Consider the following 13,421-nt stretch of genomic DNA (forward strand, 5'->3'; position numbering starts at 1 on the left):
AGTGCCCGCGGTGCCTGATCCGGCCGCCCGTGGGCCAACCGTACGTATTCCGTAAGAACTCACGCTTTGCGCTGCCCTCCACCGCGAGCGGCCGACGAACGTGACCAGTGGGCGATATCACTCTTGAGCCCTGCCTGGCGTAGCCTGAATCCATGAGTGTTCAGCTAGGCATGCCGTCGCCCGCTACGGGCGATGGGACAGGGAGCAACATGTCCGCGCCCCCGCCGCGCCCTGCCGGAACCCCTGTGGGCCTGTTCGACCGCTACGGACGCCGGGCTACTGACATGCGGCTGTCCCTGACCGACAAATGCAACCTCCGGTGCACGTATTGCATGCCCGCCGAAGGGCTCGAATGGTTGTCCAAGCAAGCGGTCATGACCGCCGCCGAGATTGTCCGGATAGTGCGGATCGGCGTCGAACAACTCGGGGTGCGCGAACTGCGTCTCACCGGCGGCGAGCCCTTGGTGCGTGCCGACCTCGTGGACATCATCTCCGCCCTCCGGAAGGCACACGCCGATCTGCCGATCTCCATGACGACCAACGGCGTCGGCCTGGACAAGAAGGCGGCCGCGCTCAAGGAAGCCGGGCTCACACGCATCAACGTCTCCCTCGACTCCCTGCATGAAGAGACATTCACCAAGCTGACCCGGCGACCCTTCCTCGCCAAGGTGCTTGCCGGCGTCGACGCCGCCTGGGCCGCGGGCCTCGGACCGGTCAAGATCAACGCCGTCCTCATGCGGGGAATCAACGACGCCGAATCCCCGGACCTCCTGGCCTGGGCTTTGGACCGCCGCTATGAGCTGCGCTTCATCGAGCAAATGCCCCTGGACGCCGATCACGGTTGGACCCTGCGGAACATGATCACCGCAGCGGAGATCCGCGAATTGCTCTCGCGGGACTTCGTGCTCAGCCCGGACCCTCGCGAACGCGACGGCGCACCGGCCGAACGGTTCGAAGTACGACGCCGGGACCCGGCTTCCGCGGAAGCCAACGGAGCTGTTCTAGGCACCGTCGGTATTATCGCCTCGGTCACTGAGCCGTTCTGTTCCGATTGCCGGCGCACAAGGATCACCGCCGAAGGCAAGATCATGAGCTGCCTGTTCTCCCGCGAGGAATTCGATCTCCTCGGCTTGCTCCGGCAAGGGGCCAGCGACGACGAACTCGCCCAACGCTGGCAGGACGCCATGTGGCTCAAACCCAAGGCGCACGGCATGGACCACACCGGCCTCGGCGCACCGGGCTTTGTCCAGCCGGACCGCAGCATGAGCGCCATCGGAGGCTGAAACTGTGCTCGTACGTTATTTCGCTGCCGCACGCGCCGCCGCAGGCGTCGAAGAGGAACACCACGATCTTCCGGAAGGAACAGCCCTGGACGGCCTCATCGCCGCCCTGCTCGCCGTCGAACGTCCGGAACCTCCGGCAGGCACGCCCACGCTGGCCCGGATTATTTCCCGCAGCAGCTTCCTGCGCAATGAGGTGGCGGTTCGCGACCGTTCGGCCGTCCTCGGTGCGGACGACGTCGTCGACGTCCTTCCGCCGTTTGCCGGGGGCTGAGCCGACGCAGGCCGAGGGGTGGTTCTCCGCGCCCGAGGAGCCTACGCTGTGCCTATCCGCGCAACGGCAAAGGACAGCCATGTACACACTCCAGATCGAACACGCTGTGAACGACTTCGCCGCATGGAAGCAGTCATTCGACTCTGACCCGGCAGATCGTGCTGGCTCCGGCGTTGTTTCCTACAGGGTCTTCAGGCCCGTCGACGATTCGCAGCGCGTCCTGATTGAGCTTGATTTCGCCGAGCGGGAGCAAGCTGAATCAATGCTGAACACCTTGCGGACACGGGTGTGGAGCGGCTCTGGAAGGCCGGCCTCGCTCGACGGCGCGCCGGACACCCGGATCGTGGAATCTGTGGAGGCCAAGACGCTCTGACTGTTGTATCTGCTGGACTGTACTTGTTGGACTGCACTCCCCGGACGTCGGCCTTAGACCCGCCTGCAGACCGAGATCATGAACGGGCTGAAGGTCGCGGCATCGCCGAGCCGGAGTTCGGCCATGTGCGTCAGTACCCCGCCATCTACTTTGAAGGTGTGTCTCGCGGTCCCGCGAGGGCTACGCCGCTCAAGCCTCAGCGTGCCGTCCTGCCAGTGGCCACGGGCCGGTGCTTCCGGCGGCCGGCCCATGCTGTCCACGTAGTACCACAGGGTGTCTCCGTGGTCCGGGTCAACCGTGAACACACCGTGCCCTTCGAAGTGCGTACCGTCAGGCTCGACGTGCCGGTAGCTCTGCACCAGGGCGTATCCTCCGGCCGCGCGTGAGAAGGTGACCTCTGCGTCGGCGGTCCGGGCCGGGCCCCACGGAGAAGCGGAAAGCTCGGTGCTCCCCCGCCAATGCCCCAGGAACGTCTCCAGCGCAGTGTTTGCATGACTCTTAAATGGCTCGTTCATGGCGACTCCTGCGCATCGACGATGGATACGTCACCATCATGTTCCCGATCGAGCAGGCTCGTCCAGCCTTCCCCATGGGACATGCCCCCTGTTCCAAGCCAGGAATGGACATATCAGGATCATGTCCGCACCTTGGCTCCAACGGAGGGCATGTCCCTAGGGAGGGGCGTGTGCCTAGAGGCCGAAAGTCTCGGTCTCGTCGAAGGGCCCGACGACCGTCACCGTGCGTGGGGCAGCGGCGAGCACGACGGCGAGCTCCTGCACTTGCTCGGCGGTGACGGCTTTGATCCGGCGAAGCGTTTCGTCAATGTCCTGGAATTCGCCGGAGACTAGTTCGGCGCGGCCCAGGCGGGACATCCGGGAACCGGTGTCCTCCAAGGCCAGGACGATTCCGCCGCACAATTGGCCTACGGCCTTGCGCAATTCCTCGTCCGCGATCCCGTCAGCAGCAAGTTTGTCCAGTTCAGCCCCCAGAAGTTCCAGAACCTGTTTGACCTTCGACGGCGTGCAGCCGGCGTACATGCCGAAGTAGCCTGCGTCCGCGTAGGCGGAGGCAAAGGAGTAGGTGGAATATACGAGGCCGCGTTTTTCGCGGATCTCCTGGAAGAGCCGCGAGGACATCCCGCCACCCAAGACTGCGTTCAGGACGCTCATGACAAAGCGGCGGTCATCGGTGGCAACGATCGAGGGGCAGCCCATGATGATATTGGCCTGCTCCACGGGGCGCTTGACCACATGGAGCCCGGACGTACCGGTGATATCCGCACGTGCGGTGGAACGGCGATCGACCGGGGCCGCGCCGTCTTTCAGCTCCCAGCCGGCTGTCCGCAAGGCATCGAGCACCAGCCGGCAAACGACGTCGTGATCCAATCCGCCGGCGGCGGTGATGACGATTTCGTCAGGCCGGTAGTAGCGGCGGTAGTGCTCCCACACGGAATCGCGCGACACGGCCTTGATGGCAGCCGGGGTGCCGCCGATCGGGCGCCCCAGCGGGTGAATGCCGAGTACCGCGGCCACGAATTTCTCGTGGGCCACATCGGTGGGGTCATCGCTGTCCATGGCGATTTCTTCAAGGATGACGTCGCGTTCCTGCTCGAGTTCCGCCGGATCCAGCACCGCGCCGGTAATCATGTCGGCGATGACGTCGATGGCCATGGGCAGGTCGGTATCCAGCACCCGCGCAAAGTAGCAAGTGCTTTCCTTGGCTGTGGCCGCGTTCGATTCACCGCCCACCTCGTCAAAAGCAGACGCGATCTCGAGGGCCGTACGCCGTCTGGTCCCCTTGAACAAGAGATGTTCCAGGAAGTGGGTGGAGCCGTGCTGGCCCTCTGCCTCGTCGCGGGAACCGACCCCCACCCAGAATCCGATGGTTGCCGAGCGCTGCCCGGGCATGGCCTCGGTGAGCACGCGAACACCCCCCGGTAGCACCGAACGCCGGACAACGGAGCCGCCTTCGGCACCATGGATCAGTTCGCCGCCGGGCACGGTCTGCACCAGAGGGAGGGGTACGACAGTCATCAAGACCTTTCAGTTCTGCGGGAAATCACGGGTGCCAAATCTGGCTGCAATCGTACCAGCGGGCACATCGCCCTTGGGGCGGGAATTCGTTGTTAAACCGGGCAGGACCGGTGGACATGTCCACCGGTCCTGCCGCGTGCAGTGCCGGTTCAGGCTACTCTGCGGATACTTCAGCCTCTTCGGCGGGAGCTTCCTCAGAGACGGCGCCTTCTTCCTCGGCCACAACCGGGGAGAGGGAGAGCTTGCCGCGGTCATCGATCTTGGTGATCTCGACCTGGATCTTCTGGCCCACGGAGACGACGTCGTCGACGTTGTCCACGCGCTTGCCGCTGGCCAGCTTGCGCAGCTCGGAGATGTGCAGCAGACCGTCCTTGCCCGGGGTCAGGGAAACGAACGCGCCAAAGGTGGTGGTCTTGACGACCGTGCCCAGGTAACGCTCACCGATTTCCGGGATCTGCGGGTTGGCAATGGCGTTGATCGCGGCGCGGGCTGCTTCGGCAGCCGGACCGTTGGTGGCGCCGATGTAGACAGTGCCGTCGTCCTCGATGGAGATGTCGGCGCCGGTGTCTTCCTGGATCTGGTTGATCATCTTGCCCTTGGGGCCGATGACCTCACCGATCTTGTCAATGGGGATGTTGACGGCGATGACGCGCGGTGCGAACTCGGAGAGCTCGTCCGGGGTGTCGATGGCGGCGTTGATGACATCCAGGATGTGCAGGCGGGCTTCACGTGCCTGCTTCAGGGCTGCTGCCAGGACCGATGCCGGGATGCCGTCAAGCTTGGTGTCCAGCTGGATAGCCGTGACGAACTCGGAGGTACCGGCAACCTTGAAGTCCATGTCGCCGAAAGCGTCTTCGGCGCCGAGGATGTCGGTCAGGGCTGCGTAGCGGGTCTGGCCGTCAACCTGGTCGGAAACCAAGCCCATGGCGATACCGGCAACAGCGGCCTTCAGCGGCACACCTGCGTTGAGCAAGGACAGCGTAGAGGCACAAACGGAACCCATCGACGTCGAACCGTTGGAGCTGAGGGCCTCAGACACCTGGCGGATGGCGTACGGGAATTCCTCGCGTGACGGCAGCACCGGCATGATGGCGCGCTCTGCAAGGGCGCCATGACCGATTTCGCGGCGCTTCGGGGAGCCGACGCGGCCGGTCTCGCCCGTGGAGTACGGCGGGAAGTTGTAGTTGTGCATGTAGCGCTTGCGCGTGACGGGAGACAGCGAGTCGATCTGCTGTTCCATCTTGAGCATGTTCAGCGTGGTGACACCCATGATCTGGGTTTCGCCGCGTTCGAAGATAGCGGAACCGTGAACGCGGGGCAGGACCTCTACCTCGGCAGTCAGCTGGCGGATGTCCGTCAGTCCACGGCCGTCGATGCGGATCTGGTCCTTGAGGATGCGCTGGCGCACAACCTGCTTGGTCAGGGAGCGGAAGGCTGCGGAGAGCTCCTTCTCACGGCCTTCGAACTGGCCGCCGAGGGCGCCAAGAACTTCGTCCTTGAGCTCGTCGGAGGCGTTGTCGCGGTCCTGCTTGTCGGCGATCTGGAAGACAGCAGCAAGCTTTTCGGCGGCAGCGGCTTCGACAGCGGCGTAGACGTCGTCCTGGTAGTCCAGGAAGATCGGGAACTCAACCGTGGGCTTGGCAGCGCGGGCGGCCAGGTCGGCCTGGGCCTCGCACAGGGCCTTGATGAACGGCTTGGCAGCTTCGAGACCCTCGGAAACAACTTCTTCAGTGGGAGCTGTAGCGCCCTGTTCCTTGATGAGGTTCCATGAGTTGTCCGTGGCTTCGGCTTCAACCATCATGATGGCGACGTCGTCACCGGCAATGCGCCCGGCGACAACCATGTTGAAGACGGCGTTTTCGAGCTGGGAGTGCTTCGGGAACGCAACCCACTGCGAACCCTGCTCGTCGGCGACGAGGGCAACGCGGACGCCGCCGATCGGGCCGGAGAACGGGAGGCCGGAGAGCTGGGTGGACATGGACGAGGCGTTGATGGCCACGACGTCGTAGAGCTCGTCCGGGTTGATCGCCAGGACGGTGACCACGATCTGGACCTCGTTGCGCAGGCCCTTGACGAAAGCGGGGCGCAGGGGGCGGTCCATGAGGCGGCAGGCCAGGATGGCTTCGGTGGACGGGCGGCCTTCACGGCGGAAGAACGAGCCCGGGATGCGGCCGGCGGCGTACATGCGTTCTTCGACGTCGACGGTCAGCGGGAAGAAGTCGAAGCCTTCACGCGGGGACTTGCCCGCGGTGGTTGCGGACAGCAGGGCGGTGTCTTCGTCGATGTAGACCATCGCTGCGCCGGCTGCCTGCTTGGCAAGGCGGCCGGTTTCGAAGCGGATAACACGCTTGCCGAAGCGGCCGTTGTCGATGTTGGCTTCTGAGAACTGGATTTCGGGACCCTCCATTGAGAGTCACCTCCGTTTCTTGGTTTAGCGGAAGTTCGTCCGCATCGACCCAGGCCAGCGTCTGTTCCTGGCCTGTACGACACCCGGTCATCGATCGAGACCCACGGGCTACGCCTTCATCGCAGAAGGCTGTTCCCGGAGATCACTACCGAGGACCGCGAATGCGCGATGCGGTTGAACTCCTGTTAAGTGTTGGATTTAGTTATGGAGAAAAGGCGGCCCGGTCCGCGGAGGATCGGGCCGCCCGAAGTCAAACTAGCGGCGCAGGCCGAGGCGCTCGATGAGCGCACGGTAGCGGGCAATGTCAGTCTTCTTGAGGTAGCCCAGCATGCGCTTGCGACGACCAACCATAGCCAGCAGACCGCGCTGGGTGTGGAAGTCGTGCTTGTGCTCCTTCATGTGCTCAGTCAGATCCTTGATCCGCTGAGTCAGGACTGCAATCTGGACCTCCGGCGAACCAGTGTCGCCCTTGGACGTTGCGTATGCCTCGATGATGGACTGCTTAACAGCGGCTTCAAGTGCCACGTGAACTCCTAGAGTTGTGCCGTGCGTCCCGATTCAGCGCCTCGCTGCCGGGTTGTGATGTGCCAATGACCGCACACAAAACAGGTCCAGCCGCCACGGACTGCAGCCGGATCCATCCCTCAGTTTACCGGCAGCCTGGCAATCTTGTCGAAAGCTGCCGTGTGACCCTCCTCAAAGACGGGTTCCGGTCACTGCCCGATCTCAGTTCGGACGGCAAACAGCTCGGGGAAGAACGTCAGGTCAAGTGCCTTCTGGAGGAATGAAACTCCGCTTGAACCTCCGGTTCCGGTCTTCATGCCGATGGTCCGCTGGACAGTGCGCAAATGCCTGAAGCGCCACAGTTGGAAGTTGTCCTCAAGGTCCACCAGTTCTTCGCAGGCCTCGTAGGCCGCCCAGTTGTCTGCGGCATGTTCATAGATGTGCTTGAAGAGCGGCAAGAGCTCAGGGGCGAACTGGTGTGCCTGGGAGACGTCCCGGTCCAGGACGGACGCCGGAACGTCGTAGCCATGGCGGTGAAGGTAGGCCAGGAATTCGTCGTAGATACTGGGCGCGTGCAGGAGTTCCTCCAGCATTGCCCGCGATTCCGGATCCGAATCGAACACCGGCAGAATCTTGGCGTTCTTATTGCCAAGGATGAACTCGACGGCACGGTACTGGCTCGACTGGAAGCCGGAGGCGTTCCCCAGGAAGCCGCGGAACTGCGAGTATTCCGTGGGGGTCAGGGTGGCCAGCACCGACCATTGCTCGGTGAGGGTCTTCTGGATGTGCTTGACCCTTGCGATGCCCTTGAGCGCGGCGCCAAGATCGTCCTGGCGCAGCCACGTCGCAGCGCTGCGGAGCTCGTGGAGGACCAGTTTCAGCCAAAGCTCCGTGGTCTGGTGCTGGATGATGAACAAGAGTTCGTCATGGTGCTCCGGCTGGCTGACAGGTTGCTGCGCGCTGAGCAGCAGGGGAAGCTGCAGGTAGGAGCCGTAGCTCATGCGTGAGCTGAAATCCTTGACGATGCCTTCGTCGAGTGGCCGGGTGTTCTTCTCAACGCTCACGCTACATGCCCTCCGAATCCCTGCTAACGCATGGGCCTACTTGTTCAGCAAAAGATCGTGGGCCTGGATGACGTCAAGCCGCATCTGATCAACAAGCGCCTCAGGTCCACGGTATGCCACCATGCCCCGCAGCCGCGCAGCAAATTCCACCACGACGGTCTGTCCATAGAGGTTGAAGTCCTCCACGGCCTCTTCCGGGCGGTCGATGACGTGGGCTTCCACCTGGCGGCTCACACCGTCGAAGGTGGGGTTGGAACCCACGGAAATCGCGGCGGGCCAGCGATTTCCGGGCCCGTCGATCAGCCAGCCCGCGTAGATTCCATCCGCGGGCACGTAGCCGGTGGCTCCATGGTCAAGGTTTGCCGTGGGAAAGCCAAGGGCTCGTCCGCGAGCGGCGCCGTGGACCACTTCGCCCCGCATGCGGTGCGGCCGGCCAAGTACCGCGGCCGCGGTCTCGACGTCGCCCTCGGCAAGGGCTTCCCGCACCCAGGTGGAGGAACAGCGGCGGTCCGTGCCGCCGTCGTCGTGGACTGGAAACCCCTCCGCGCCAAATTCGTTGACTACGTGGACGCCGAATCCCAGGTCCCTGCCCAATTCCTGCATGGTGCCGACGTCGCCGGAATTGCCTGCGCCGAAACGGAGATCGTGGCCCACTACGACGTGCGCTGCGTGGAGCCCGTCAAGCAGGACGGTGCCGACGAATTCCTCGGGAGTCATTCCTGCCAGAGCGAGGTTGTATTTCATGACGAGCACGGCATCCACGCCCGCGTCGGCCAAGGCATCGAGCTTGTCCTGCAGCCCCATGATGAGCTCCGGTGCCGAATCGGGCCGGTGGACCAGGGCCGGGTGCGGATCGAAAGTCACGACGACGGACCGCGCGCCGTGCTGCTCCGCGGTGCGCAGGAGCTGCGCCAGCACTTGCTGGTGTCCACGATGGACGCCGTCAAAGTTCCCGATGGTAACGACGCTGGGACCGAAATCCTCGGGGACCTCGGTGGGATCGTTCCAGATGTGGACCATCAACCTCGCCTTTTACTGCTGGTATTCACTATGCCCGGCGGCCTGGTCCGGCGCCGGAATTCTCTAAGGTTACCTGCTGTCCCGAGCTCTCCTGCCAGGGAGCCGAGGCCCGCCGTTCCTACTCCGGAAGCCGTGCCGGGCGTCGCCGGTAGAGCCAGAGCAAGCCAAGGACCGGCAGGATCAGCGGGACGAAGCCGTATCCGCGGCCGAACAAGGACCAGACGGTGTCGTGCGGGAAAGCCACCGGATCGAAAAGGCTGATGGCTCCAACCACGATCACGCCGAGCATTTCCACGAGGACCGCCGCCAAGGACACCTTGAACCAGGTGCGGCCCGGTTTGGCGAGGGAGACCGTGGCCACCAGGTACACCACAGCCGCGAAAGCCGAGAGGATGTGGGCCAGGGGCGCATCCGAGAACTTTGTCAGGATCTGGTATCCGGCACGGGCCGTCGCCGAGATCGCGAAAACCGCATAGACCGCAATCAGCAGCCTCCCGGGACCGGTGTTGCGGGTGTCCCGGTTCTTCTTCTGGGTGGTCTCAACAGTCACTTCGTGTGCTTCTTCCAATGTCAGTACCAGATCTGGTTCATGCGGGCCGCCATGACCAATGCGGTGACGCCCACGGCGCCCATGACGAAATTACTCCAACGGGTCCGCTCCAGGATGGACCAATACACTGCCACGATGGGAAGCATGAGCGCGGTGATGATGTATCCCCAGAACTCCCAGGGCTCCCCCGCAATCTTTTCACCCATCGCCACGCGGATGATCGATCCCACAAGATAGACCAGCAGGACGAGTTCGACGGCGGCCACGGACAGAATCGTAATGTCGTTGGGGGCCTTTTTCATCAGGCCCGCCACGACGCAGATGATCGTGGACAGCAGCCCGACGACGAGGACAGCGTAAAAGTATCCGTCCATGGCTAGTGTGCCTGCTTTTCGTTGTCCGGTGCGAACACCAGCACAGGCTTGGCGAAACTCCCCGTGTCGGCCAGCAACGCCACCAGTTCTCCAGACGGGGAGAACGCGGCAGCGGGGTTCTCGGCGGTGGCAGCCTCCGCCGTGCCCGCATTTGGCCCGGCGGCGATTCTGCGGCCAAAGGAAATTTCGATGGTTTCGGCGTCGCTCAGCTCCCGGTTCGGCATGAGCGCGCGGGCAGCGGCAGACATTTCGAGGACTTCGAGTTCCTCGGCGAGCTGTTCGAGTGTGCGGGCCTGGTCAAGGGAGTACGGCCCCACTTGGGTGCGGCGCAGCGCTGTGAGGTGTCCGCCGACGCCGAGGGCCCCGCCAAGGTCGCGTGCCAGCGCGCGGATGTACGTACCGGAGGAGCACTCAACGGTGACATCGACGTCCACTACCCTGCCGTCGTCGATCCTGCGGATGGCATGGATCTCGAAACGGTGGATGGTCACGGGGCGGGCAGCTAGCTTGACCTCTTCACCCGAACGGACACGGGCGTAGGACCGTTCGCCGTTGACCTTGATGGCGCTGACACTGCTGGGAACCTGCTGGATATCCCCGGTGAGCCGGGCGACGCCGGAACGGATGGCCTCCCCGGTGACCCCGGCGGCACTGCGGCTTTCGGTGATATCGCCTTCGGCGTCGTCGGTGATGGTGGATTCGCCGAGCCGGATGGTGGCGGAGTACGTCTTGGAAGTACCCACGATGTAGGTCAACAGTCGTGTTGCCTTGTTGATCCCCAGCACCAGGACACCGGTGGCCATGGGGTCCAAGGTTCCTGCGTGGCCTACTTTCCGGGTACCGGCCAGCCGCCGCATCCGTCCAACCACATCGTGGCTGGTCCATCCTTGCGGCTTGTCAACGATTACCAGTCCAGAAAGCACGCCTCCCAGTATATCCGCGCCAGGGCATGCATCCTGCGGGGCAGCGTCCCGGAACGGTACGGCGCCGCGGCTAAGATGGCTCCCATGCCAGAGCTTGCCGCGCACGTCCGCGAAGTCCCCGTGAACCAGATCCGCGAGATCACCGAGGCCGCTTGGGCATCTCCCGGGGCGATTGTCCTCAGCATTGGCGAGCCCGGCTTTGCGCTGCCCCGTCACATCCTGGACGCGGGAATCGCTTGCCTGGACAGGGACGAGACCAACTACACCCCCAATGCCGGGATCCCGGCCCTGCGGGAAGCCTTTGCCGACCGATTCCGCGCCCACAACAAGGTGGACGTCGGCACGGAGCGTGTGTACGTCGTGGACGGGGCCCAACAGGGCCTTCACTTCGCCATGAGCCTGCTCCTCTCCCCCGGTGACGAGATCCTGATTCCGAATCCTGGCTATCCCACCTTTGCCATGACCGGCCACCTGCTGAACGCCGTCCCGGTGCAGTACCCGCTCTACCCGGAGCACGAGTTCCAGCCGCGCATCGAGGACATCGAGGCACTGATCACACCCCGGACCAAGGTGTTGGTCCTGAATTCGCCGTCCAATCCCTTGGGCGCGGTGATCGGCGCGGAAGTCACCCGTCAACTGGTGGAACTGGCTGTCAAACACGATCTCTGGATCATTTCGGATGAATGCTACGAAGCCTTCACGTTCGATGTTCCGCACACGAGTCCGGCCCGCTTCGACAGCACTGTTCCCGGCGAAGCGCGGGTCTTCACCTCCCTGACCTTGTCCAAAACCTACGGACTGACGGGACTGCGGATTGGAGCGCTCATTTGCCCGCCGGGCCTGGAGCGGAAGATGAACAACGTCATGGAGGCAATCGTTTCCTGCGTGGCTTCGCCTTCCCAGTACGCCGCCGTCGCGGCACTGACCGGCCCCCAGGACTATGTGGACACCGCCAGGGAGCACTACCGCTCCAACCGGGATGCCGCATCAGCAGTGCTGGCGGAGAAGGGCATTCCCTTCCTGGGCGCCCAAGGAGCTTTCTACCTATGGGCCGACGTCTCGCATGTGAGCGGTGGCGACGTCCGCGCCTGGGTGCGCGCGTTCCTCGCGGAGTTCGGAGTGGCCGTGGCGCCGGGTACCGCGTTCGGTTCCATCGGCGAGGGGTGGATCAGGATCGCGCTGTGCGGCGATCAACAGCAGTTGCTCGATGGCGTCAGACGGCTCCCAACGCGGTCTTGAGGCCCGGCGGCTTGGCAGTTGGCGAAGTTCGGCTCAGTATTTGGTCCGGTTCTTGTGCCCGCGCCATGCATCGAAAGGAGCGTCCGACGCCTGAACCTCCGCGTGGTGGACGGGCAGCAGTTCCGGCCGGATGCCGTTGAAGTACTCGTAGAACACCGCGTCGTCGAAGCCGGCGGCCGCGGCCCCGTGCCGGTCCGCGGCAAAGTAGACCCGGCTTACCCGGCCCCATAAGGCCGCCGAGAGGCACAAAGGGCACGGTTCGCAGCTTGAATAGAGCACGGAGCCGCTGAGATCGAAGCTTCCAAGTTCCGACGCCGCCCGCCGGATCGCGACCACTTCGGCGTGCGCTGTGGGGTCGTTGTCGCGGGCGACCCGGTTGACGCCGTCATGGAGCCGTCCGTCCGGGGTGACCACGACGGCGCCGAAAGGCCCGCCGCCGTCGGCCACGTTTTGCACTGCGAGCCGCAGGGCGTATTCAAGGTAGTTCTCGGGACTCTGAGCTGCATCGTGCGCCGCCATGCTCCGATCTTAGCCATGGCCCGGCCCTTTGACCCGACTTTTCATGGTTAAACAAACAGGACCGGACCGGTAGTCGCCAGGACTGCCGGATCCGGCCCCGCTGAGGAAGTCGGTGGACTACTTGCCGCCGTCTTCGTCGATGTCTTCATCGGCGCGGAGGTCGATGTCTTCTTCGTCAAAATCGTCTTCGTCGATGTCCGCATCCTGCGGGGCATCACTCTTATACGGATCTGCATCGCCTGCGTGCTTGGCGCCCGCGGCCAGCGCGGCCACCTCGGCGTCGCGTTCCTTGGCGGTACGCAGCAGCTGCTCGAGGTTCGACGCGTTGACCGGGATAAGGTCAGCAACGAACTCCAGGGTAGGAGTCAGGCGCACGGTAATGTTGCGGCCCACTTCCTGACGCAGAACACCCTTGGCCTTCTCCAACGCCCTCACAGCATCAGAATGAGCAGCCTCGTCACCGAAAACGGTGTAATACACGGTGGCGTGCTGAAGATCGTTGGTGACGCGGGCATCCGTGATGGTGATGCCCTCAACCCGAGGATCCTTGATCCGCCGGCCCAGTGCCTCAGCAACAACAACCTTAATCCGCTGCGCCAACTTGGCAGCGCGTGCCGGATCAGCCATTTCTACTCCTAAAATTTGCGTACGACGGCGCGGTGGCGACTTGCGTACTTAAGTTCTGTATGCGCGACGCGCCGAAAAAGACACGAAGCGGACCGCGAGCTTCCCACTGAGGCCCGTGGAGCCGATATGGGGGCCCGGGAGTGGCTAAGGTGGCAGCCGAGGGTCCCAATGCGAGCTTGCGAGCGTTGGGAAGGCTGACACCGCTGCCGAAGCTGGGCGGCAGAGGATCGCAGA

General features: G+C 63.8%; 15 protein-coding genes. 4 read left to right on the forward strand and 11 right to left on the reverse strand.

Annotation, left to right across the window (positions count from 1 at the left end; all coding sequences use genetic code 11):
• The first annotated feature begins 152 nt into the window (after positions 1-152).
• The 3 genes from moaA to OOZ51_RS06415 all read left to right on the forward strand — a co-directional run bounded on the left by moaA (position 153) and on the right by OOZ51_RS06415 (position 1,927).
• A complete protein-coding gene (gene moaA / locus OOZ51_RS06405; RefSeq protein WP_416346352.1) occupies positions 153-1,283 on the forward strand; it encodes a GTP 3',8-cyclase MoaA in 1,131 nt (376 codons plus the stop codon).
• Positions 1,284-1,287: 4 nt separating this feature from the next.
• Entirely contained in the window at positions 1,288-1,554 is a 267-nt protein-coding gene (locus tag OOZ51_RS06410; protein ID WP_265978395.1) for a MoaD/ThiS family protein, read from the forward strand.
• 79 nt (positions 1,555-1,633) lie between these two features.
• Positions 1,634-1,927, forward strand: a complete 294-nt coding sequence (locus OOZ51_RS06415; protein ID WP_265978397.1) for a hypothetical protein — start codon at positions 1,634-1,636, stop codon at positions 1,925-1,927.
• A 53-nt stretch (positions 1,928-1,980) separates the two neighbouring features.
• On the opposite strand, the gene OOZ51_RS06420 is transcribed toward OOZ51_RS06415, so the two are convergent.
• From OOZ51_RS06420 to truB, 9 genes are all read right to left on the reverse strand, one after another.
• Complete coding sequence (locus tag OOZ51_RS06420; RefSeq protein ID WP_265978399.1) at positions 1,981-2,442, reverse strand: DUF1579 family protein; 462 nt, start codon at positions 2,440-2,442, stop codon at positions 1,981-1,983.
• 174 nt (positions 2,443-2,616) lie between these two features.
• A complete protein-coding gene (locus OOZ51_RS06425) occupies positions 2,617-3,960 on the reverse strand; it encodes a M16 family metallopeptidase (protein ID WP_265978401.1) in 1,344 nt (447 codons plus the stop codon).
• Between the two features lie 154 nt (positions 3,961-4,114).
• Entirely contained in the window at positions 4,115-6,367 is a 2,253-nt protein-coding gene (locus OOZ51_RS06430) for a polyribonucleotide nucleotidyltransferase (RefSeq protein ID WP_265978402.1), read from the reverse strand.
• A 255-nt stretch (positions 6,368-6,622) separates the two neighbouring features.
• The gene (rpsO, locus tag OOZ51_RS06435) at positions 6,623-6,892 is read right to left on the reverse strand and encodes a 30S ribosomal protein S15 (RefSeq protein ID WP_028266602.1); all 270 of its coding nucleotides are present in this window, start codon (positions 6,890-6,892) and stop codon (positions 6,623-6,625) included.
• 188 nt (positions 6,893-7,080) lie between these two features.
• The gene (kynA, locus tag OOZ51_RS06440; protein ID WP_265978408.1) at positions 7,081-7,935 is read right to left on the reverse strand and encodes a tryptophan 2,3-dioxygenase; all 855 of its coding nucleotides are present in this window, start codon (positions 7,933-7,935) and stop codon (positions 7,081-7,083) included.
• A gap of 36 nt (positions 7,936-7,971) precedes the next feature.
• On the reverse strand, positions 7,972-8,955 hold the full coding sequence (locus OOZ51_RS06445; protein ID WP_265978409.1) for a bifunctional riboflavin kinase/FAD synthetase: 984 nt from the start codon (positions 8,953-8,955) through the stop codon (positions 7,972-7,974).
• A gap of 118 nt (positions 8,956-9,073) precedes the next feature.
• Positions 9,074-9,523, reverse strand: coding sequence for a hypothetical protein (locus tag OOZ51_RS06450; protein WP_416346353.1), 450 nt, complete (start codon positions 9,521-9,523; stop codon positions 9,074-9,076).
• A gap of 2 nt (positions 9,524-9,525) precedes the next feature.
• Positions 9,526-9,879 (reverse strand): hypothetical protein, encoded by a 354-nt coding sequence (locus tag OOZ51_RS06455; RefSeq protein ID WP_265978413.1) that lies wholly within the window; start codon positions 9,877-9,879, stop codon positions 9,526-9,528.
• Between the two features lie 2 nt (positions 9,880-9,881).
• Positions 9,882-10,802 (reverse strand): tRNA pseudouridine(55) synthase TruB, encoded by a 921-nt coding sequence (gene truB / locus OOZ51_RS06460; RefSeq protein ID WP_265978414.1) that lies wholly within the window; start codon positions 10,800-10,802, stop codon positions 9,882-9,884.
• Between the two features lie 84 nt (positions 10,803-10,886).
• Between truB and OOZ51_RS06465 the strand changes: the two genes are divergently transcribed.
• Positions 10,887-12,041: a pyridoxal phosphate-dependent aminotransferase gene (locus OOZ51_RS06465; protein ID WP_265978416.1), complete on the forward strand. Its 1,155-nt coding sequence runs from the start codon at positions 10,887-10,889 to the stop codon at positions 12,039-12,041.
• Between the two features lie 33 nt (positions 12,042-12,074).
• Here OOZ51_RS06465 and OOZ51_RS06470 read toward each other — a convergent pair whose 3' ends face one another.
• Both OOZ51_RS06470 and rbfA read right to left on the reverse strand, forming a co-directional pair.
• Positions 12,075-12,560, reverse strand: a complete 486-nt coding sequence (locus OOZ51_RS06470) for a nucleoside deaminase (RefSeq protein WP_265978417.1) — start codon at positions 12,558-12,560, stop codon at positions 12,075-12,077.
• A gap of 117 nt (positions 12,561-12,677) precedes the next feature.
• Positions 12,678-13,187 carry a 30S ribosome-binding factor RbfA gene (rbfA, locus tag OOZ51_RS06475; protein WP_265978418.1) on the reverse strand — a complete coding sequence of 170 codons (510 nt, stop codon included), beginning with the start codon at positions 13,185-13,187 and terminating at the stop codon, positions 12,678-12,680.
• Positions 13,188-13,421: the final 234 nt, after the last annotated feature.

Source organism: Arthrobacter rhizophilus (genome assembly GCF_026241105.1).
Classification (GTDB): Bacteria; Actinomycetota; Actinomycetes; order Actinomycetales; family Micrococcaceae; genus Arthrobacter.

Coding starts and splice junctions, on each gene's coding strand:
- moaA (WP_416346352.1), top strand. CDS start 153: ATGAGTGTTCAGCTAGGCATGCCGTCGCCCGCTACGGGCGATGGGACA.
- OOZ51_RS06415 (WP_265978397.1), top strand. CDS start 1,634: ATGTACACACTCCAGATCGAACACGCTGTGAACGACTTCGCCGCATGG.
- OOZ51_RS06420 (WP_265978399.1), bottom strand. CDS start 2,442: ATGAACGAGCCATTTAAGAGTCATGCAAACACTGCGCTGGAGACGTTC.
- OOZ51_RS06425 (WP_265978401.1), bottom strand. CDS start 3,960: ATGACTGTCGTACCCCTCCCTCTGGTGCAGACCGTGCCCGGCGGCGAA.
- OOZ51_RS06430 (WP_265978402.1), bottom strand. CDS start 6,367: ATGGAGGGTCCCGAAATCCAGTTCTCAGAAGCCAACATCGACAACGGC.
- OOZ51_RS06445 (WP_265978409.1), bottom strand. CDS start 8,955: ATGGTCCACATCTGGAACGATCCCACCGAGGTCCCCGAGGATTTCGGT.
- OOZ51_RS06455 (WP_265978413.1), bottom strand. CDS start 9,879: ATGGACGGATACTTTTACGCTGTCCTCGTCGTCGGGCTGCTGTCCACG.
- OOZ51_RS06465 (WP_265978416.1), top strand. CDS start 10,887: ATGCCAGAGCTTGCCGCGCACGTCCGCGAAGTCCCCGTGAACCAGATC.
- OOZ51_RS06470 (WP_265978417.1), bottom strand. CDS start 12,560: ATGGCGGCGCACGATGCAGCTCAGAGTCCCGAGAACTACCTTGAATAC.
- rbfA (WP_265978418.1), bottom strand. CDS start 13,187: ATGGCTGATCCGGCACGCGCTGCCAAGTTGGCGCAGCGGATTAAGGTT.